The sequence below is a fragment of the Thalassotalea euphylliae genome (genome assembly GCF_003390395.1).
In the GTDB taxonomy this organism is placed as follows: domain Bacteria; phylum Pseudomonadota; class Gammaproteobacteria; order Enterobacterales; family Alteromonadaceae; genus Thalassotalea_F; species Thalassotalea_F euphylliae_C.
In genome coordinates this window covers 564247-585846 of sequence record NZ_QUOV01000001.1, presented here as the reverse complement: position 1 = coordinate 585846, position 21600 = coordinate 564247, and the positions used below count along the sequence as shown (strand labels likewise).

The 21600-nt window shown below is 42.6% G+C and carries 19 protein-coding genes; 8 read left to right on the top strand and 11 right to left on the bottom strand.

From position 1 onward, the window contains the following. Window positions 1-9: 9 nt before the first annotated feature. Window positions 10-855 carry a DUF692 domain-containing protein gene (locus tag DXX92_RS02600; protein ID WP_220347679.1) on the bottom strand — a complete coding sequence of 282 codons (846 nt, stop codon included), beginning with the start codon at window positions 853-855 and terminating at the stop codon, window positions 10-12. 261 nt (window positions 856-1116) lie between these two features. Beyond that, window positions 1117-1596, bottom strand: coding sequence for a BufA2 family periplasmic bufferin-type metallophore (locus DXX92_RS02595; protein WP_115999003.1), 480 nt, complete (start codon window positions 1594-1596; stop codon window positions 1117-1119). Between the two features lie 497 nt (window positions 1597-2093). Here DXX92_RS02595 and DXX92_RS02590 point away from each other — a divergent pair, with 497 nt between their 5' ends. After that, window positions 2094-3665: a methyl-accepting chemotaxis protein gene (locus DXX92_RS02590; protein WP_115999002.1), complete on the top strand. Its 1572-nt coding sequence runs from the start codon at window positions 2094-2096 to the stop codon at window positions 3663-3665. An 85-nt stretch (window positions 3666-3750) separates the two neighbouring features. Here DXX92_RS02590 and DXX92_RS02585 read toward each other — a convergent pair whose 3' ends face one another. Together DXX92_RS02585 and DXX92_RS02580 are read right to left on the bottom strand one after the other, a co-directional pair. After that, on the bottom strand, window positions 3751-5667 hold the full coding sequence (locus DXX92_RS02585; RefSeq protein ID WP_115999001.1) for a putative bifunctional diguanylate cyclase/phosphodiesterase: 1917 nt from the start codon (window positions 5665-5667) through the stop codon (window positions 3751-3753). Continuing rightward, window positions 5660-6799 carry an FIST signal transduction protein gene (locus tag DXX92_RS02580; RefSeq protein WP_115999000.1) on the bottom strand — a complete coding sequence of 380 codons (1140 nt, stop codon included), beginning with the start codon at window positions 6797-6799 and terminating at the stop codon, window positions 5660-5662. The genes DXX92_RS02585 and DXX92_RS02580 overlap by 8 nt, the downstream gene beginning before the upstream one ends. A 318-nt stretch (window positions 6800-7117) precedes the next feature. Here DXX92_RS02580 and upp point away from each other — a divergent pair, with 318 nt between their 5' ends. Together upp and DXX92_RS02570 are read left to right on the top strand one after the other, a co-directional pair. Further along, complete coding sequence (upp, locus tag DXX92_RS02575; protein WP_115998999.1) at window positions 7118-7747, top strand: uracil phosphoribosyltransferase; 630 nt, start codon at window positions 7118-7120, stop codon at window positions 7745-7747. Between the two features lies 1 nt (window position 7748). Beyond that, complete coding sequence (locus tag DXX92_RS02570; RefSeq protein WP_115998998.1) at window positions 7749-8960, top strand: uracil-xanthine permease family protein; 1212 nt, start codon at window positions 7749-7751, stop codon at window positions 8958-8960. Between the two features lie 106 nt (window positions 8961-9066). Here the strand turns inward: DXX92_RS02570 and DXX92_RS19075 are convergent, their stop codons facing one another. Beyond that, entirely contained in the window at window positions 9067-9231 is a 165-nt protein-coding gene (locus DXX92_RS19075) for a hypothetical protein (RefSeq protein ID WP_181901675.1), read from the bottom strand. A gap of 172 nt (window positions 9232-9403) precedes the next feature. Between DXX92_RS19075 and DXX92_RS02565 the strand changes: the two genes are divergently transcribed. Beyond that, window positions 9404-10114, top strand: a complete 711-nt coding sequence (locus tag DXX92_RS02565) for an autoinducer binding domain-containing protein (RefSeq protein ID WP_115998997.1) — start codon at window positions 9404-9406, stop codon at window positions 10112-10114. A gap of 33 nt (window positions 10115-10147) precedes the next feature. On the opposite strand, the gene DXX92_RS02560 is transcribed toward DXX92_RS02565, so the two are convergent. Genes DXX92_RS02560 through DXX92_RS02555 form a run of 3 tightly spaced genes read right to left on the bottom strand, consistent with a single transcriptional unit; the run spans window position 10148 to window position 11350 of the window. Further along, window positions 10148-10381 carry a hypothetical protein gene (locus tag DXX92_RS02560; RefSeq protein ID WP_147301917.1) on the bottom strand — a complete coding sequence of 78 codons (234 nt, stop codon included), beginning with the start codon at window positions 10379-10381 and terminating at the stop codon, window positions 10148-10150. 32 nt (window positions 10382-10413) lie between these two features. Further along, on the bottom strand, window positions 10414-10575 hold the full coding sequence (locus tag DXX92_RS19070) for a MaoC/PaaZ C-terminal domain-containing protein (protein WP_181901674.1): 162 nt from the start codon (window positions 10573-10575) through the stop codon (window positions 10414-10416). A 31-nt stretch (window positions 10576-10606) separates the two neighbouring features. Continuing rightward, window positions 10607-11350 carry a hypothetical protein gene (locus DXX92_RS02555; protein WP_115998995.1) on the bottom strand — a complete coding sequence of 248 codons (744 nt, stop codon included), beginning with the start codon at window positions 11348-11350 and terminating at the stop codon, window positions 10607-10609. Between the two features lie 167 nt (window positions 11351-11517). Here DXX92_RS02555 and DXX92_RS02550 point away from each other — a divergent pair, with 167 nt between their 5' ends. The 3 genes from DXX92_RS02550 (at window position 11518) to DXX92_RS19290 (ending at window position 14069) form a co-directional block, all read left to right on the top strand. Further along, the gene (locus DXX92_RS02550) at window positions 11518-12687 is read left to right on the top strand and encodes a sensor histidine kinase (protein WP_115998994.1); all 1170 of its coding nucleotides are present in this window, start codon (window positions 11518-11520) and stop codon (window positions 12685-12687) included. A gap of 34 nt (window positions 12688-12721) precedes the next feature. Then, the gene (locus DXX92_RS02545) at window positions 12722-13378 is read left to right on the top strand and encodes a response regulator (protein WP_115998993.1); all 657 of its coding nucleotides are present in this window, start codon (window positions 12722-12724) and stop codon (window positions 13376-13378) included. Between the two features lie 109 nt (window positions 13379-13487). Then, window positions 13488-14069: a type II secretion system protein gene (locus tag DXX92_RS19290; protein ID WP_115998992.1), complete on the top strand. Its 582-nt coding sequence runs from the start codon at window positions 13488-13490 to the stop codon at window positions 14067-14069. Window positions 14070-14237: 168 nt separating this feature from the next. Here DXX92_RS19290 and DXX92_RS02535 read toward each other — a convergent pair whose 3' ends face one another. Then, complete coding sequence (locus DXX92_RS02535) at window positions 14238-16148, bottom strand: methyl-accepting chemotaxis protein (RefSeq protein WP_115998991.1); 1911 nt, start codon at window positions 16146-16148, stop codon at window positions 14238-14240. Window positions 16149-16636: 488 nt separating this feature from the next. After that, window positions 16637-17572 carry a malate dehydrogenase gene (gene mdh, locus DXX92_RS02530; protein WP_115998990.1) on the bottom strand — a complete coding sequence of 312 codons (936 nt, stop codon included), beginning with the start codon at window positions 17570-17572 and terminating at the stop codon, window positions 16637-16639. Between the two features lie 395 nt (window positions 17573-17967). Here mdh and argR point away from each other — a divergent pair, with 395 nt between their 5' ends. Next, the gene (gene argR, locus DXX92_RS02525) at window positions 17968-18441 is read left to right on the top strand and encodes a transcriptional regulator ArgR (protein ID WP_116002270.1); all 474 of its coding nucleotides are present in this window, start codon (window positions 17968-17970) and stop codon (window positions 18439-18441) included. 117 nt (window positions 18442-18558) lie between these two features. Here the strand turns inward: argR and DXX92_RS02520 are convergent, their stop codons facing one another. Then, the gene (locus tag DXX92_RS02520; protein WP_115998989.1) at window positions 18559-21051 is read right to left on the bottom strand and encodes a TonB-dependent receptor; all 2493 of its coding nucleotides are present in this window, start codon (window positions 21049-21051) and stop codon (window positions 18559-18561) included. Window positions 21052-21600 lie beyond the last annotated feature (549 nt).

The window sequence follows — 21600 nt, the reverse complement described above, 5'->3', positions numbered from 1 at the left end:
AACCTCAGACTAGGCTTCAATCTGGCTGCGAATATTGGGAATATGCTGCTCAGCAATATTTCGTGCGATGTTTAGCTCTGCCGTTAAGTCAGCAAAACTGGGAATATTCGCATCGCGCTCAATCATAGTGCTTACCGGGCCAAACAATTTTAATGCTTCTTTGTATAGTTGCCAGACAGGATCTGGCACATCGTGATCATGGGTATCAACCACATAATCTCCAAAGTCAGAATGACCTGCTAAATGGAACTGTTGCACGCGCTGAGGGTTTAACGAGCGTAAATATTCCATGGCATCAAAATCATGGTTGCGTGCACTTACGTAGATATTATTGATATCTAACAACATGCGGCAGTCAGCTTGCTCACAAACTTCACGATAAAACTGCCATTCGTTCATCTCGTCAGTTTTATACGTTAAATAGCTGGATACATTTTCCATCAGCATTTGACGGCCCATAAAGTCTTGTACTTGCTTAATACGCTGAACAACGTGAGTTAATGACTCTTCTGTGTATGGCAGTGGCAGTAGATCATGACTGTTAACACCACCAACCGACGTGAAACAAAGGTGATCAGAGAACCACTCTGGCTGCACATCAGCAATTAAGGTTTTTAACTTGGTCAAATACTCCATATTCAATGGATCAGTTGAACCAATCGACATCGACACCCCATGCATCACAATAGGGTAATTTTCTCTGATTTGGTCAAGGTAATATCTTGGCTTACCACCAGCAACCATATAGTTTTCTGAAATGATCTCAAACCAATCAACATCTGGTTTTTGTTCAATCACATCATTGTAATGATTCGTTCGCAGGCCAAGGCCAAATCCTAGAAATTTCTTCAAAATAGTCACTCGTGTCTAGTAATAGAGATAGTGTAAATGAGCTTGGGGTAGATAAAAACTCAAAGGCTAATGATGACAGGAAAATTGTCAGTTTGTTGATCTATGCGAATTGCTCGCAAAGTTTACGTAAGGTCAAGCAAAGTAAAGCAGCAATTGAATTTGTCGCTACATTCAAATAACTGCTTTACTTTATTGCAAGGCTGTTTAGCGTAAGTCACTAAACAACCTTGTCTAAACATACTAACTAATACTTTTTAGTTAATATTATTTGCCTACAGTACCGCCGATATCGCCACATGATTTCGCTGTGGTAGAAACAAAGCCTGTACCTTTACAAGTTGCATGGCCTGCACACGCATTTTCAGCAGTTTTACAGTCGTTGTGACCTTTACAAACGTTAACACCGTAACAGTGTACTAAGTTAGCCGTTGAAATTTGGCCAGTCCATTCATCAGAAACGGTACCGCCAACATCTTTACACGCTTTAGTTGGCATGCCAACAAAGCCAGTACCTTTACAAGATGCTTGACCTGCACATGCGTGCTCAGCTGTTTTACAGTCGTTGTGGCCTTTACATACGTTAACGTCGTAACAGTGAACCATTTCAACTGTATTAGTGTTTGTTGCTGCTACTGTGCTGCCAGCAGAGCCTGAGTTAGAAGCAGTTGCACCACAACCAACTAAAGTAGCTGCCGCTAATGCCATTGCTGCGCCTGATAAATGAGTCTTTGTTGCTTTCTTCATAATTTCTCCGGGGCTTAAACGCAGTATTGAAAATTGTTCAAATACCGCTTGTTTTTCATGAGTCAGGGCATAAGACCCGACACCGTCAAAAAAATTGACACAAATTGTAAAAAAATTTTAATCGAACAAAAGATAAGCATAGTCGATGAGCAAAAAGTTGAGCATTCCTAGGGTAAAAACTTGCTCATATAGACTTAGCTATAAGCACTTACAAAGAGAGCTCTGACCACCAAATTCGATGTTGAAACAATAAGCACTGTAACAATATAATCCTCCGCCCTTTTGGAGAGCAAAATAAAGTGCAAATAGTCTAATTGCATCTATAGTTTAATTAAACCTCACTCTATTAAGGCATTAGATTTACTCCATTTTTAATACCCATTTTGTTTACACCTGATCATTTAGCAACTAGATATCGCTAGCAGGTAGCTACAAGCAATATCATCAGACGTCCAATGAATTAAGCCTTTGCTTAACTCGCATTAAAGGAAGACAGCGTGAATAAAGACCGTCATATCAGCCAAAAAGAATATCAATTCCCAACCAGTCAACGACTTATCTCATCAACCGACAAGCGCGGCATAATTACTCACTGTAACGATGCTTTTGTCGAAGTTAGTGGTTTTACCTGCGACGAACTTATCGGCAGTAATCACAACATTGTTCGCCACCCTGATATGCCAAGTGACGTGTTTAAAGAGATGTGGGAAACCTTACGCGCTGGCAAAATATGGATGGGAATTGTTAAAAATCGACGCAAAAACGGCGATCACTACTGGGTATCAGCATTCGTTACCCCGATCTTTGAAGGCGATGATATCGTTGGTTACGAATCAGTGAGGGTTAATGCTTCTGAGCCAGAAAAGCAGCGAGCTAGCCAAGCATATCAAAGGTTGCAACAAAATAAGTCGGCACTGCCAATTAGCGACACAATTCGCCACTTTACTCGGCAAATAAGACCTTTTATCGTCGGCGGCCTTGCCTGTGTTGGCGCTGGCTGGCTCACCAACTCTACAGAATTGATGCTCATTGGCCCAGCGGTGATGGTGCTGTGTGGATATTGGAGCATTAAGAGTCAGCAAAAGTCATGGTCATTATTTTTAAATATTGCGCCTGATGCCTATAAAGATACTACCGTAGCGCAAACTTACTTTAATGCTAACCAAGCACAGGCACGTGCCAAGCTGGCACTAATTTGCGAAATAGCCCGCGGCAGAACCGGCCTCACAAGAATTGATGACGCCTCTGTGGTGCTTGCTGAAGTTGCCGAAACAACCCACTATCAAGCAGAAAAAACCAGCCAAGTTATTGAACAGCAAGAAACAGCAGTTCAAGTCATTGCTTCCGCTATTAGCGAAATGTCGAGTGCCATTCAAGAAGTTACCGAGCGTGTTGAAGGTAACGCAAGCAGCGCTAAAGAAGCTGCGGCAAGTGTGAACAATGGTAACCAGCAGGCTAAGCAAGCCGCAAAATCCATCGAGGAACTGAAAAATTCAGTAACTTCCATCGCCAGCACAGTAAAAGACTTAGCCGAATCGACAGAAGAGATTAACCAAGCGGCAACCATGATTTCATCCATAGCCGAGCAAACTAATTTACTCGCCTTAAACGCCGCTATTGAAGCTGCCCGCGCGGGTGAGCAAGGTCGCGGCTTTGCGGTGGTAGCGGATGAAGTGCGCAGCTTGGCAATGCGTACACGCGAATCAACCGAAGAAATTCATAGTATTGTTAACAAGTTGATCACTCGCTCGCAAAAAGCTGCTGAAGTGTCTGAACAAGGCTTAGAAGAAGCGGAAAAAGGCATGCAAATTGTCGATGGTACGCGCATTGCTTTGGGCGAAATTAATAAGGCGGTCGACAATATTGCGGATATGACAATTCAAATGTCGTCTGCAGTTGAAGAACAAAGCGCAGTGGCTGAGCATATTAACCAACAAGTGGGTGATATCGCACAAGGTGCACCAGTCGCCAAACAGGCAGCAGAAGAATCGTTTGGCGCCAGCCAGCAGCTAAAAGATACCATCGCTAATGTCAGCTCATTGATTCGTCGCTTTAATACCTCAGCTTAACTAACTTCAGGTTTACTCGCACTCGCAACTGGGCTTTAAATGAGAAACGAGGTTTAAAGGCCGTTAGCCTAGAGGCAATTATCGCCTATTCGCTGCCGGCTGCTAGTTGCAGACACTCTTGCTTTATAAGCTCATTAAAGTCGTTTCTCGGCATGGGTTTATATAAGAAATAGCCTTGTGCACTTTGGCAACGTTCACGCATCACATAGTCGAGCGTTGCCTGATCTTCCACCCCTTCAGCAATTACCGACAATTCCAAGTTGTGACCAATATCAATAATGGTACGCGTGATCGCTGCACTTTGTTTATTGGTGGTAACTCCCTGTAAAAACGCCTTATCAATTTTCAAATAATCAATGGGCAGAATTTGCAGATAACTAAATGACGAATAACCTTTGCCGAAATCATCAAGTGCAAACGCAATGCCACGGGTTCGAAGTTGCTCCATAGTACGGCTGATGACTTCTTTGTTTTCCATGAAAATAGATTCAGTTAGCTCAATAATCAATTGGCTTCCGCACTCGTTGCTTTCGTCACATTTACTCAGTAGATAGCGAATAAGCTCGGCATCTTGAAATTCAATAATCGATAAATTAATCGCGAGTTTTAAATGATTAAGCCCTTGGCTGCGCCACTGACTGATGCATTCAAACGCAGAGTCAATAGCCTTCTTACCGACTTGGCTGATAAGCCCTGTAGTTTCTGCAACCGGAATAAAAATATCGGGAGGAATTGAACTTCCGTCTGGCTTAAACCAGCGCATCAATATTTCTGCGCCGATGATCTCACCAGTGCTTAAATCAATTTTTGGCTGGAAATAAGGCTCAAGTTCATCTGCCTGCAAAGCTTCGCGCAATTCACGTTCAACTTTTACTTGCAACATCGCTTGCTGCTCTAGGCTTTGATCATAAAACTGGTAGTTATTTTTGCCTTGTGCCTTTGCTTGGTACATCGCCATATCGGCTTTCAAAATTAAGTGTTCAGCGTTGTTGTCGTCTTGTGGAAAACAGGCAACACCGATACTACAACTGACAAAGTGCTGGCGACCGGAAAGACAAAATGGCTCGGTTAAAATCGCCAGTAACTCCTCACACAGTAAGCGAATATCTTGTTTATTTGCGACCGATTCCAGCAGCAAGACAAATTCATCACCACCTAGGCGAGCAAGCGTATCTTGCTCGCGCAAACGAGATTTAACTCGTTGCACTAATTCAATCAGTAATTCGTCCCCTGCTTTATGCCCTTCAGTGTCATTAACGCGCTTAAAGTTATCCAAATCAATAAACAAAACCGCTAACAGCTGCTCTGAGCGCTTTGCTAATGCAAGTGCGTGTTCAACGCGATCTAATAGCAAGTTGCGATTGGGCAGGCCCGTCAAAGCATCGTGGTAGGCTTGGTGTTGAATTAAATCTTCACTTTCTTTTTGCTGCGTAATGTCACGAAAACACCACACTCGACCGATGAGTTTACCCTCAGCTATTTGTGGCAAAGAGCGATATTCAAAAAAGCGGTTACTGCTCAGTTCGATCACCCCATTGATGTGGCGCGTTGGGTCTTCTTCTAGTTTTTGCTTAACTTGAACCGCTTGGTTTGGGTATTTAAATAATGATAGCAACGCTGACCAACGTTGATATTCAGTAACACCATTTTGCAGGAAAAATGTTTGCCCCATGCAATTGATGCTCACGACATTGCCATCAACATCGTAAACCACAATGTTTTCGCCCGTCGCATCAAAGGTAGCGTTGAGTACACTCAACGATGATTGCAATTGGTTTTTTGTTTCGCTGAGTTCACCAAGTTGATTTTTGAGCAGCGCGTTGCGTTCATTGAGCTCTTCCGAAATTAAAAATAAAGAGCGTTCAAGGGTGCTAACGTCTTGCTCGTAACCGACATAAGCTTCAGACACCGCAGCAAAATAATCTCGGTGCTCTGTTTTTAATGAATCGTCAATGCCAAAGCGTTTAAGTTGGCGCTTGGCTAGTTTGTGTAACTCAGTCACTCGACAGCTCTGATAGCAAGGTGATGGTCATGGTTTGGTTATGCAAACCACAACGACCAGCAGGCACAATGGGGGAAATTTCACCATAAGAGTAAAAACCTGTCATAGCACAATTTGCTGGTAAGGTTTCTTCAACAATTTCGAGTTCTTCTTCTACCCGCTGTGCCAGCACTAATCTGCGGCCAACACAGCTAATTAATATTGCCAATTGAGGTTCTATTTGGTCAAAAAAAGTGAGTGCTTGCTCAGCTGAATCTTGTGCGCCATCAACAAGATGGTCATAATTTGCACGCATGAGTTGGCAACTTGCCCCCTCTGGCATATTGCCCGCAAAAATCATACTTTGACGTTGTTCATCAATATTTAAAATCGTGCGCACCACAGGTTGCTCTTGCTGCTCAGTTTTCATCGCAAGCGGAAAACGTAGCGCAGAGGCAGGTAAATTATCGGCATGCTCACCTAAAAACTCTTTATACAATTCGAGCGCTGGCTTACCGTCAATTTCAAATAATTCATTGTCTTCTGAACGGGTAATTTCGCGCATGGGGCCAAACTCCCGCCAACCACCAAGGTGACCATGCCCAACCACTAACGCATCGCCGTATAAACCAACGATCACAACTAAGCCACTGGCTTTTCGGTCATTATGCCAAACAATGGTTTCTTGAAACTTAGCGGCGTCCCCCGCTAACCCACCGGTAACAACAACATTTTCTGGCAGCACGCCACTAATCCCAGCAATAAGCTCAGAGCCGTTAATTGCCTGACCGTCAGAAATAACAAAAGCGTGCTTAAGACCTTGTGCTGGAATACCACGCGCTAACGCTTGGCCAAGTTGAAAACTATTATCAAAATCACTTACTAGTTGGCTAAAAACTTCGACATTTACACGGTCAAATTCAATCGCTGTTAAACACAAGGTGTCATCGTGTAACTGCGCACCTTGTATCTCACCACTGGTGGTGCAGCCGACAATTTGTGCATCAGGGAAAGATTCTTGAAGTTCTGCATAAAGCGTTTGGTCTAAGGCAAAGTCACGATTGCCATACGCCATAACCAACTGTGCAGGTGAATGTTGGACAAGTGGTGTTGACCAAGCAGACGCTCGATAAATTGACTGAAATGTTTTCATTACTTCCTCATTTCTAAAGCAACTTACGGCGCTATCTTCTACTAATAACTGCGGGTAACTGCTACTTCGACTAACAATAAATATGATTAATACGATCAGTGACTAATCTTACCAAGTCGTACTAAAGTTACAATATGTAACAAACTATCTATGCTCTTGATTTTAGCAGATATACGTGAAGCCTTAGCAAGCAAGCTCGCGCACTTAGTCTTCAATTTGCTGTTTAGATCAACACTAGGTCATTCATTACGTTTTATTACTGCCATAGTTGACCTACAAATTGTTATAATTATTACAAATTTTTGATTAAGGAAAACCATGGCTGTTCACGAAATTACTCACCCGCTTGTTCAACACAAACTTGGCTTAATGCGCGCTAACGGCATTAGCACAAAAAGCTTTCGCGAGTTTTGCTCTGAAATTGGTACTTTGCTGACCTATGAAGCAACACGACAGTTACCAACAGAAACAAAAACCATTGACGGCTGGCAAGGTACGCCAATTGACGTTGAGCACATTAAGGGTAAAAAAATCACACTAGTGCCTATTTTACGTGCAGGTTTAGGCATGCTAGACGGCGTTATGTCACTACTACCAAGTGCCAAAGTCAGTGTCGTTGGCTTATATCGTGATGAAGAAACGTTAGAAGCCGTACCATATTTTGACAAGGTCGTTGCTGATATTGACGAACGCACGGCACTGATTGTTGACCCTATGCTGGCGACTGGCGGTACCTTAATTGCCACTATCGATTTGCTTAAGAAAAAAGGCTGTAAAGACATTATGGGTCTATTCTTGGTAGCTTCTCCTGAAGGTATCGAAAAACTCGAAGCAGCGCACCCTGATGTGGATATTTATGTCGCATCGGTTGACGATCACTTAAATGACAAAGGCTATATTATTCCTGGCCTAGGCGACGCAGGCGATAAGATTTTCGGTACTAAGTAACATGCAGCAATTGAAAACCCCATTACTTGGGTTACAAATGCTGTTTGTAGCCTTTGGGGCGCTTGTTTTAGTGCCTATCTTAACGGGATTAGATCCCAACGTTGCCCTGTTTACTGCGGGTATTGGTACTTTGGTGTTTCAGTTAGTGACGAAACGCCAAGTCCCTATTTTCTTAGCTTCTTCTTTTGCCTTTATCGCCCCCATTAGCTACGGCGTCGCTACTTGGGGCATCGCCGCCACTATGTCTGGCCTAGCCGCCGCTGGTGTGTTGTATATGGCACTGGGGTTACTTGTGGCATGGCAAGGCAACCAAATCATTCATCGCGTTTTACCTGCCGTTGTGGTGGCGCCGGTGATCATTGTGATTGGCCTAAACTTAGCCCCTGTTGGTGTGAACATGGCGCTTGGTAAAACAGGTGATGGCGCGGTTCAGTTGGTTGAAGCAAGTACGGCATTAACCATCTCGCTAACGGCGCTCGCGGTTACGGTATTGGTTTCGCTTTTAGGTAAAGGGTTATTTAAGTTAGTACCGATTTTAATTGGCTTAACTGTTGGCTACTTGCTTTCGTTATACTTCGGCATCGTTAATTTTGATTCCGTAAGTGAAGCGGCATGGTTTGCTTTACCTAACTTCACTGCCCCAGAGTTTCACTGGGAAGCGATTCTGTTTATTTTGCCAATAGCCATTGCGCCAGCAGTTGAGCATATTGGTGATATCACGGCAATTTCCAATGTAGCTGGTAAAGATTTTCTCGAAAAGCCGGGCTTAAAGCGCACGCTTATGGGGGATGGCTTAGCCACTTCAGCTGCGGCACTTTTCGGTGGTCCACCAAATACGACCTACTCAGAAGTCACTGGCGCAGTTGCTTTAACCAAATCATTTAACCCAGTTATCATGACTTGGGCGGCTGTTTTTGCCATCGGTTTATCTTTCCTAGGAAAAACAGGCGCACTGCTAGCAACCATTCCTGCACCTGTGATGGGTGGCATTATGGTATTACTATTTGGCGCTATTGCTGTTGTTGGTTTAAAAACGTTAATTACTGCACAAGTCGACCTTGGCAAAGGTAAAAATATGGCGATTGTCGCTGTAGCCCTGGTATTTGGCCTTGGCGGTATGCAGTTCGATTTGGGCTTATTCCAACTACAAGGTATCGCGTTGGCTGCAATCTCGGCAATTGCACTTAACCTATTACTGCCAAACGAGAAGTAAGTTTTACGTTTAGTTTGACTAGCATCTGTCGACATAAAAAATATCGACATAAAAAAATCCACCGAAATAAGGTGGATTTTTTCTTTCTGCGAGCATTTATAAAAAACTAGTAAAAATCTGAGTACTTAATATTCAATAAGGCAATGGCAATTGCGCCAACAACAGGAAACAAAGCCAAAAACAGTTTCCAAGCGGCATGACTTTTACCTATCGATACAAGTTGTGAAGCAATCAGCATTCCTATTAATACCATTAATTTGACAAATAACATAACGCCTCCTTACGCATATGTTTCAACGTCTTAACTCAATAGTTAAATTAATTTCACCTATTAGAACGAATCGCCGACTATCCTTTAAAACATAGACCTTTTTAGTATTAATCAATAAACAACAAAATTGCACTGTCAGTTTTGACAGGTATTTACAGGATGTAGATGTGAGATGGAATGGGACGATATTTATCAGCTGATAAAATGTCAGCGAGAAGCCGAACTCGTCAATTTGTTTGAGCAACAGCTCATTAAAATTGGCATTAAAAGCTTTGGTTACTTTCAGTTTAACGCACAACACCCCAGTGAATTAAATGTGATTAGTACCTACCCTCAACAATGGGTCGATGAATATATCGCCAAGAACTACCTACAACTAGACACTACCATTCCACTATCTGTTGTGAGCAATTCGCCTGTGCCCTGGTCATACGCGAAACAATGCAGTAACGGCAAAGCGCAATTTGGCTTTTGGCAGCAGGTCAAAGCTCACAAACTCAATGCTGGCGCTTCAATACCACTAAGTAATAATAAACTTCAAATAGCTGGTTTAGGTTGCGCCATAGACAATGAGGCAGAAACTAAATGGCTTGAACAGTATGGCAAGCAACTTGAGATCACCTCTACCGTATTTCATCAACAGCTTTGTGCCTTAAAAAGTTGCCCAGATGTTGCCATTCAGCAGCTAAAATTAACCCATCGAGAAATAGAGTGCGGTAAATGGTTAAGTAATGGCTGCACATATAACGAGGTCGGTAAAAAGCTCAATATTTCTGAACGAACAGCGAGATTTCATTTAGAGAATTTAAAGCTTAAGCTGGGGGCAAAAAATAAGGAGCAAGTAATATCTAAGCTCGTCGCACATCAGATCATCACTCCTTAACCGTCAAGTGTCAGGGGTTAGGCCTCGTAGGCATCACAACATTTGATACATAGCTGCATACCTCTTGCTGCTCTTGGTTTGTCGCCGACACAGCAATAGTAACCAATCCCTGTTCGGGCTTGAACTAGATGCTTTTGCTTCAATAACCGTGACCTTAGCTTGCAAGCTATCGCCAGGGCGAACAGCTTGATTAAATCGAAGCTGATCAACACCTGCGCCAATCAAGCCACCAGCGGGTTTAGCATCACTTGCCACAATTAATTTCATGGTAAGAGCCGCCGTATGCCAACCACTGGCCACTAGCCCCTTAAAAAACTACTTTGAGCTTGTTCTTTATTGGTATGAAATGGCTGCGGATCAAATTGCTGAGCAAATTCGATAATTTGCTCAGCAGTGACTTGATGTTGTTTTGTTGTGAACACTTGACCAACGACAAAATCTTCAAGAAATATTTGCTTCATAAAAATCTCTTTAACGCTTCACATTAGCAGCCTATTGCACCTTATACTGCTGACGATATTTTTTGACTAATTTATGGGTGCATACACCACCAATGACACCCGGCAGCACCCAAAACATAATTTGCCACTGATCACTCACAATATTGGCGAGTAGTTGACGGCCACCAAAAGCAAAAAACGCGGTGTAAGCCCCAATGCCTGCACCAATAATATGACGCAAATGCTGAATTAGCCATTCTCTTGGTTGAATAGACGGTTTAAAAATATAGTGCAGTAATTGGTAACTATTCACCAAACACAAAGCGCTAAACACCTGCAATAAGACAAAAGAATATTTAGTACCTAAATAGCCGACATAAGGCGAAATTACCGCCATAGTAAGAATTGGCAACAGGTGTGGCCATTGACGCAGTGCCAGTCTGTTTTCACGACATTTCAATACGAGTACCGAGTGGCGTGTACTGTTAAGCACCAAAAGCGACAACATCAGTAAAAACCAAGCGAACATTTCGCTCCACCACACCAGCTTATCGGCTTCTGCGCCAGATAATGAAGACGAAGGATCTTTAATCGCTAACGGATCAAATAACACCACTAAGGTAATAGCAATTCCAGATAAACTGACAGCAAGCATGCCAAACTCAAACCACTTACCTGACCGCTTGTGAAAATGCCCACCTTTTTTCGCAATAACAGGCAACCAAAAAGTGATCAATGACACACTGCCAACCACAATGTGTAAAAACAGTAAAACGGAATAAATTGAATAGTACATATTTTCTCTCCCTAAGTTGTTGGGAGTAGTCTACGCACTGCCATTTGGCGACATCAGTGCCAAATGTCACGATTTAAAAACATGACTTTTGGCCTATAGGTTTTTACAACTTAATCTGAAATAATCCTTAAAAGCTATAATCGTCAACAGGTTACCAATAAGAAGATATGTACAAAGCCATCACTAAAATTAGCCAACACTGTGAGCGACTTGATGTTTTAGCTGTTGTGACTTGGGGGTTAGTACTTGCCATTTCACTCTACGCCTTACCTTCACAAACCGCCAACGTGCAAGCAAATACATTGGGGATTGCCATTTGTTTCGCCGCTTATATTGTCTGTTTTTTTGGTGCGACCAAACTTAATAAAGCGTCACTCTTTGGCCATGCCCATCAAGTATTTTTTGGATTACAACTAGCGAGTGCATTTGCCATTATGTTAATGCTGCCACTCGACTTTATTCCAATTCTTACCATTATTTGGGCTGGCATGCTGATTAATTTCTGCCGATTTGAAACGGCGTTACTCATTATTATTGCGCTAGTCGTCGTGTGGTTTAGCTTCTATGGTTGGCGTTGGCAAAAAGACCATTTTGTATTGACGGGCTCTCTCTATGGCACGTTTCATATTTTTAGCTTGCTGATGAGCCAACAAACACAAAAAGCCAAACAAGCGAGCGAACAAGCAAATGAACTTAACCGCCAGCTACTCGCCACTCAGCAATTGTTAACACAATCGACAAAGCAACATGAACGCACACGCATTGCTCGTGAACTTCACGACTTACTTGGTCATCATCTCACTGCGCTAACCATAAACCTGCAAGTGTCATCTCATTTATGTGAGCGTGATGGCAACTCAGCCGCGAAAGAAAAAGTTGATGAAAGCTATGCACTTGCCAAACTCTTGTTAAGCGATGTACGCGAGGCGGTCAGCACAATTAAGGCGAATCAAGCTATTGACGTGCAGGCAGCAATTGAGGCGCTTGTCGCTGGCGTACCTGCACTCAAGGTACACCAGTCGATTCAAACAGATATCCAACTTGATTCGTTTGAACTGGCAAATACCTTAGTTCGCATCAGCCAAGAGGCGATTACCAATACGCTGCGTCATAGCGGTGCTAGTGAATTTTGGCTCTCCATTACCCAGCAACAAGACGAAATTCAGCTAAAAATTTATGACAATGGTTCTGCGCCAAAGACGCTAATCGCGGGTAATGGACTGTCAGGTATTACAGAGCGTGCAGAGCTTCTTGGCGGCACGGTAAACTTTAATCGTGAAAATGGTGGGTTAACGATTGCCGTTAATTTGCCAAATCACATGCGTCAATCAATTTAGCATGCAACACCAAGAAAAGAACGAGACTTTATAAGTGACTATAAAACTACTACTCGTAGACGACCAAACCTTAGTTAGGCAGGGAATTAAAAGCTTACTTGCGCTATCAGAAAAAGTTACCGTGAGCGCTGAAGCTAGCGATGGCACACAAGTATTAGCACAAGTAGCAGCACATAAACCTGATGTAATTTTACTCGATATCTCTATGCCGAAAATGGACGGTATTGAAACTTTAGTGCAGTTATCGCAAGCGGGAATTGCTACGCCCGTTATTATTCTGACTACTTTCGACGATTCAGAGCTGGTTCTCAAAGGGATGCGAGCGGGTGCAAAAGGCTACTTACTGAAAGACGTATCACTGGAGTCACTTATTAGTGCTATTGAAGCGGTTCATAATGGGCAAACTATGGTGCAGCCCGCAGTTACAGAACGGCTGTTAAAAGGCATGACCAAAGTTAACGGTGTTAGTGATGATTTTACTGCTCCTGCTCCATTAGAGCCGCTGACTCCAAAAGAGATAGAAGTACTGAGACTGATGGCGAGCGGCTATTCCAACAAAGAAATATCAGGTGCCTTGTTTAAATCTGAAGGTACCATTAAAAATCATGTCTCCAGCATTTTAACCAAGCTCGGTGTAAGAGATCGCACTCGAGCAGTATTATTAGCGATAGAGCACAGCATATTATGTTAAAGTACTGTTAACATTAACTAAGCTTGTTGTATGCTTGTTCATTTGCTTACCAACACAATAAGTAGCGTTTATTTTATCTGTCAGGCACTGTCGTTCTAGGAGAAGTAACATGTATGCCAATTCACCAAATTTCCAATCACCTAACTCTCTACTACCCGGTACTAAGCTGCACAATTCGAATGTAACAAAGGCAGCAGGCTTTACCCTGATCGAACTTGTTGTCGTAATTGTCATCTTAGGTATTTTATCAGCTGTGGCTGTGCCACGTTTTATCAACCTATCTTCTGATGCTAACGAAGCAGCACTTGAAGCATTAGCTGGTAGTTTGGAATCAACCGCCAACCTTTATAACAGTAAGGCTTTAGTTGAAAGCCGCACTGATAATGGTTTTGAATTTGAAGGTATTTTCTTCGATCAAGGATACCCAATTGGCATATCTTTCAACGACAGCGATAATGTGCCAGAAATTCTTGAAGCGATGAATCTTAGTGATGACTTTGTTTTCAATACGATTTTCAACGACAGCAATGCTGATAATCAAGTTGCCCGCGGCCTGTATTTAACGAATAAAGCGCCAAATAACTCGCCAACTGCTGCAGAAATTATCGCAACTAACTGTTATGTAAGCTACAAGAGTGCTGTTGTAAATGCAGTACCGCCGGAAGTTATTACCGTAACTACTGGTTGCTAGTCGCTTATTTAAGCGAAGCCTTTAGTATCTAAACGCTGGGTTGTAAAAGTTTTACGCTTGGCACTAAAACTCTAAAAGTGGCAAAGCCTAGAAACAAAAAACCGACCTACTTCACAGTAGGTCGGTTTTTTTAGTCATCAATATTTAACACTGATGTTAGCTACAATACTACAGCTTAAATTGACTCACCACTTTGGTTAAGTTGCTATTAGCACTTGCTAATACCGTGGTTGCGCCGTTCACTTCATCGCTGCTGGCCGCAACCTGCTCAACCATGTCACTAATGGTCACCATATTGCGATTAATCTCTTCAGAAACCGAAGACTGCTGCTTAGCCGCAGCAGCAATTTGAATATTTAAGTCATTAATGCCGCCAACTGAATTCACGATCTGATCAAGGTTCTCAACCACTAAGTGAGTTTGTTCAGAAGCTTCAACACAGCTTGCTTTCGTCGACTCAATACCATTGATAACACTTTGCGAACTTGCATTTAAGCGGTTAATTGTATTGTGAATTTCAGTGGTACTGTCTTGTGTTCTTGACGCTAGTGCTCGCACTTCATCAGCAACTACCGCGAAACCTCGGCCTTGTTCGCCAGCACGTGCTGCTTCAATCGCCGCATTTAAGGCAAGTAAGTTGGTTTGCTCCGCTATATCACCAATCACTTTCAAGACAGCCGAAATATTATCAATTTCTTGTCCCATTTGATTAATTTGGCTTGAAGACTCTTCAACTTTCTCGACCAAATCGCTAACATTTTGGGTCGCACCTGAAACCACTTGCTTAGAGTGTAACGCTTGCTCGTTAGTGCTCGTGGTCACATTCACTGCGTTTTCAGTGTTATTGGCAACGTCGGTTGAACTTGCACTCATTTCATTCAGTGCAGTTGCCACTTGGCTAGTCTCAAGGCGATGCGCTTCTAACACTTCATTGTTACTTTGACGCAACGCCTGTAAGTCATCCACACTGCTAGCAATGTACTGACTAGATTCAGCGATATCACGCATCATTGTTTGTAAGTTTTCGATAAACGTATTGATGTCTCTTGAGATTTCACCCAAGTCATCTTCACGTTCTACTTTCAAACGCTTGGTTAAATCACCGTTACCATTTGAAAGCTCATTAACCGTTTTCTTCAGCGCTTCAACTGGGCGATAGGCGTAAGAAAGCAATATGTATATCGCGATAGTCGATAATACAATTAACACAAAGGTAGTCAGGCTTGATGAAACTAAAGAGTCACCCAACGCGCTATACATAACTGATTTATCGATTGCGACCAACATAAACCAAGTAGTGTCTTGGGTAATGGTTACCGTCTCAAAGTAAGCGATTTTATCAATACCTAATAACTCGAACTCATGCATGTTTTGCTGCTTTGACAACATGATTTGTTCGAGTTCAACTAGCGGCTCAAAGTCTGACAATCGCGATTCACCCGGCACATCAACCTCACCAGTGGACGAAATTGTCAAGCCGGTATCATCGTATAGCGCCGCGATTGAGCCAGGGAAGGTAGCACGCTCAATAAATGGATCTAATGCCTTTATCGCGATATCAGCAGCTAGTACCCCCTTAAATTGGCCACTTTGATATAGCGGTGTAGCTAAGGTCACCATTAACTGGTTAGAAGACTTGTCGTTGTAAATTTTGGTTACCGTTGTCGACGCTTGTCGCTTAGCTTGCTGATACCAAGTGCGCGAGCGCGGGTCTGCATTACCAGCATTGAACTCACCGTGCTTGTGGCTAAGACCCATGCCGTCTTCATAGCCAACAATGATATCGGCAGCAGAAATAGAACGACCAAGGCTGTTTAAGTAGCCTTGAATTTGTGCTTTGTCGGTAGCGCCTGCAAATAGTTCAGCAGATTGCTCAACGCCTTGCTTGATGCTCGACATGTAATTTTGAACTTTCGCGCCATTGCTCGACATTTGTAGCGTGGCAAATTCATCAACATTTGCCTTCACTAATCCAGACAGTTGATAGTACGCGGAAGTGGCTAAGATGATCATGGAAATGGCTAATAAGCTAATCGCAACCATGACAATGCGGGTTTTGAAATTAAACTGCTTTTTCAAAATTTTTTCTCTGTTTTTCTTTTTTGCCTAGGCAAAAGTTATTTCCTATAAATAAACATATCCATGTCTTTAATTATTAATCCGTTACATCGGCCTAAACTCGACCGTCATTATTATGTAATTGAGTAAACTGCTTAGTAAGGGCAGTGTTGAGTAACTTCCTCTATTGTGCTCCTTCTATCTTTTTATGCCTTCTGGCAATAGACCCACATTTGATTGAGTAACGTTATGTCTAGACATTAACCAAAAATGGGACGATACAATATGGCCAAACTGACCAATTAGTCAATTTATTAGAAGGTGTTAGCGACTGTTTGGAGATTAATTAACCGACCATTTATCAAAGTTTAAAATGGTACGCAAAGAATGGAATAGGCACTTGATTATACCGATTGGCATCAGCTAAAACCTAGGCATAAAAAAAACGGCAAGCCTTAGGCTTGCCGTTTTTTACTGAAAGTATGAATGCTATTTTATCAGCAAGCTTATTAGCCGTTGATAAAGTCGATACCTTCTTTGATGTCTTTGTTTAAGGTTTCAAGCATATCTGCTTTCGCTTTTTGCTCGAATGCACTTAATTCACCGTATGGAAGAATTTCTTCAACACCGTTTTTACCTAAACGTACTGGGTGTGCGAAGTATTCTGCGTCGCCATCTTCAACGGCAACGTAAGCGTAATCAACAACTTCTTCACCTTGTAAGCCTTTGATTAATGACATAGTGAAACGTGCCGCCGCAGCGCCCATAGAAAGAGTTGCAGAACCACCGCCAGCTTTAGCGTTAACAACTTCAGTACCTGCGTTTTGAATGCGAGGAGTTAGGCTTGCTACTTCTTCTTCAGTAAATTCAACACCTTCTACTTGAGAAAGTAGTGGCAGAATTGTTGTACCTGAGTGACCACCAATAACTGGTACTTTAACCGTTGCAACATCAACACCTTTAAGCTCAGCAATGAAAGCTTCAGAGCGGATAACGTCAAGCGTTGTTACACCGAATACACGGCCAGCTTCGTAAGTGCCTGCTTTTTTGAATACTTCAGCAACAATTGGCACAGTGCCGTTAACAGGGTTAGTGATAACACCTACTAGTGCTTTAGGACAGTTAGCCACGATGCCTTCAGCAAGCGTTTTTACGATGCCAGCATTAACATTGAACAAGTCAGCACGATCCATACCTGGCTTACGAGGCATACCCGCTGGGATGATTACAATGTCTGCGCCGGCTAATGCAGGTGCTAAGTCGTCAGCACCGTAACCTTTAACATTTACCGCAGTAGGGATGTGGCTTAAATCAACAGCAACACCAGGAACAACAGGTGCAACATCGTATAATGCTAAGTCAGAACCTGCAGGTAATTGAGTTTTTAATAGTAAAGATAACGCTTGGCCGATACCACCAGCTGCGCCTAATACAGCAACTTTCATTGGAATTCTCTCCCGATTTGAGTATTTACTTAATTTTTGTCGCCCAAAAGATATAGCATTAGTCCATAAAAAACAATTAGAGAATCCTCAGGAAGTTTGCCCTTTTCACGCCAATAAGCAATTTTCCTTTACAGTTACATTGATAACTTCCCTGAATGTTAATTATGTTTGGGCACAAAAAGACACTTATTCACCAAATAACGTTATTTATAATGAGGCAAGAAGCACGGTGCTACCCTATTCCCACCATTACTTGGTATAGTAGAGCATAGTAGAAAAATAAATGAATGAAATTGGTCTAGAATCAGGCTATTTCAACGAATGGATGCACTTAATTGCGCTATGCTTAACCCCAAAAGCGCAAGCGATAACGCAACAGGTAGTATGGCAGTATGATGACAGCACAACAAAAACAAGAAGCCCTAGTTCAAGCATTTAAAGACTTACTCAAGCAAGAGCAATTTGGCTCCCAAGGTGAAATAGTTGATGCCTTAAAAGCACAAGGCTTCGACAATATTAGCCAATCAAAAGTATCGCGCATGCTCAGTAAATTTGGCGCGGTACGCACCCGTAATGCCCGTCAGGAAATGGTGTATTGTTTACCCGCTGAGCTTGGTGTGCCAACCGCAAAAAGCCCGCTTAAGCAGCTAGTGTTAGATATTGAGCATAACAATGTGATGATCATTATTCGTACTAGCCCAGGTGCAGCGCAACTGATTGCCCGTTTGCTTGATAGCGTCAGTAAAAGTGACGGTGTACTAGGTACCATTGCTGGTGACGACACTATTTTTATTGCGCCAACCGATGTGAAATTGATTCCAGAAACAATTGTAAAATTGGAAGATTTATTTCAGAAAAATTTAGGTTGATTCAACTTTTCCCTTTAAACCTACTTAGTTAATTCAAGCTAGATAGAAACTCAGCATTCAAATACAAAAAAGCCCTGAATTTTCAGGGCTTTTTACTTTTAGCAATCAATAACTCGATTAGAAGCTACCGCGAATACCGACGGTAATGTTACGACCTGGTAGTGGTGCATCATCTTTTAAGAATGATGAATGAACACGTGCTTCCTCATCCGTTAAATTATTACCTTTGATAAACAACGCCGTATCAGCGCCAAAGCCATCTAGGTAGTAGTTGAAGTTAGCATCTACCATAGTGTAGCTGTCTGTTTCCGTTTCAAATTCAGCAACATCATCTTGCTTAAAGTAATGAGTTACGGCTAATTCAGCTGCAAAGCTATTAGTTTGGTAGTTGAACTGAGAGCCAATACGCATTGGTGGAATACGTGGTAAGTCACCACCGTCAGAAAGCTCAGCACGGATGTAATCGGTAAATACCGACACTTTCAGTGGTGCACTCACTTGGTAGATAAATTCCGCTTCAACACCGTATAAGTCAACATCGTCTTGACGGTAAACAAAGACTGGTAAGCCTTCTTCTTCATCATGATGCTCATCAGCTTCATCGTGATGCTCTTCTTCATGACCTTCTTCTTCGTGTTCTTCTTCACCATGCTCGTGACCGTCTTCCATAAAGAAGCCTGTGTCTTGCTGGTAGTAATAGTCATCGATTTGGTTATAGAAGGCACTAACAATAAAACCGAAGTCACCTTCAAACTTACGCCAGGTTAAATCAATATTGAATGACTTTTCGATGTCAACATCCTGATCACCTAGCTCAATGTCAACATGATCGTCATGTTCTACCACATCATAAAGCGCACCAACCTCAAAGGTATTCGTACCAATATGCGGGCCATTTGAGAATAATTCTTGTGCTGACGGCGCACGCTCTGAGTAAGACACTGAGAAACCTAAGTTATAGCCCGGCTGATAATCCCAAACTAAACCAACAGAAGCACTAACCGGTGTGAACGATTGCTCTTCCAGCATGCCGTGTTCTTCTTCGTGCTCTTCTTCCTCTTCATGCTCATCGTCATGATGTTCTATTGCTTCGCCACTTGGTGTTAACTCGACGTGTTCAATACGGGCACCTAATTGCACTAACAAATCGCCATAGTGCTTTTCTTCTAACCAAGCGAAGGCTAAGGTCGTTGTTTCAGACGGCGGGGTAAAAGCTTCTTCACCTAAAGCTTCAAAATCACTGTCTTTGTAATGCAAGGTAAATGCACCGTTCCAACCATTAATTTCTTTGTGATAAACATCGGCACGCGCTTCTAAACTGTCGTTTTTAAACGTAGTACCAATTTCACCACCTTCAATTTCTTGGTGCTGGTAATCTGTATACGCAAGTTTTGACGCAACGCGTGAGATAAATTGGTCTTTAAAGTAAAGGTCACTTAAAATTTGAAAGCGATCTTGCTCTAAATCACCAAATACGCTTTCTTCCTCTTCTTCCTCATGCTCTTCACCTTCGTGCTCTTCTTCTTCACCATGGCCGTGGCCATGACCCGGAATTCCGTATTCACGATCTAAACGGCCATAAGAGAAACCAATAAAGCCATTGTCTAATAAGTAGCTAGCACCAATGGTAAAGCCTGATGACTCAGCAGCGCTATTGGCTAATGTGCCTTCTACTTCTTCTTCACCGTGCTCTTCACCTTCATGCTCGTCTTCGTGCTCTTCTTCATGCTCGTCGTCGTGCGCCGCTTCATTTTCCGCAAAGCCTGGGATATCGTAATCGTTTGAATCACGCCAGAAACCATCTAAGTGCAGGGCAAAATCACCACTGCCAGTGTTTAAGCTAAATGACGCTTCATCTTCATCGGCAACCGTACCGTGTTGCAGTAAGTAATCTAATTTTGTGTCAGTGCTGGTTGGTACGCGCTCGTCCACCACATTGACCACACCACCAACAGCACCGCTGCCGTAGAATAAGGTTGCAGGGCCGCGCAATACTTCAATTTGGGTTGCTGTTGCGGTTTCAGTGGCGACAATATGGTCTGCACCAACGCGTGATGCATCACCAACATCTAAACCATTTTGGGTAATCAATACACGCGGGCCATCAAAACCACGAATAATTGGACTACTTGCCACAGGGCCGTAGTAGCTTGAATGCACACCCACTTCATTTTTAAGCGTTTCACCAAGCGTTGACGCTTGCTTCATACGTAAATCATCACCCGCCAGCACGCTAATAGGTAATGCAGACTCAATTGATGATGAGTGCAATGGCGTTGCTTGGATGTCGATAATTTCCATTACTGTTGGTGATAGTGAAATCGACAAACCTGTTAGGTTTTGATCGGTTACTTGAATTTCGCGGTGGTAGTGATTGAAGTTATCAGCACGCACGTGAAGTTCAACTTCACCTTTGTTGACACCTTCAAGCACAAATTGGCCTTGGTCATTAGTGAACGTACGCGCCTTTGAATTTTCGACGTGAACTTCGGCATTGGCAACAGGCTTGCCTGCTGCATCAATAATTTGACCACTTACGTTTTGCGCCAATGCGCTGTTAGAAAAAGTAGCAGCGACCGCTAACGCGACCAACGCTTTTCTTGTTTGCATGAATAAACCCTTAATGTATAAAACTTGTGTGCCACAGCGTATTGCAAGATATGCAATTAACACTATTGGCGAGAGAACTAACTAATTAAAGAAGCCGGTGGTGCCCGTAGAGGGGGGTTGAAATGTGTACCTGTTTGCTGAGCAAACTGAATAGTAGCGAGCACTTTAAGGCGATATACGCCTTGGGAAGCTGTAACTTTCGCAAGGCTATCTTGCGGTTTATCCAGTGAATTTTGACAAAAATGGCAGTCGGTTTGGAGCTCTGCCTGAGATAGTGTTTCAATATAATCTTGTTGAACGTGACTGGTATGTATAAACAATGCAAAAAGCCATACAGCAAGCACAATAGCGCTGTATTTCTTTAAATTGTCATTGTTATTATTTGGGCATGTCTTCATAGCGATGTGATGTTATAACATCAGTCATTGCAATTCAATAACATAGCCTGAATGTTTAACACAAAGTTAACTTAACAATTGTGCTCATATTAAAAACTAACGCCTAGCTAGTTGATTAATCGGCTATAAATAGTACAGTTCGGTACAGAAT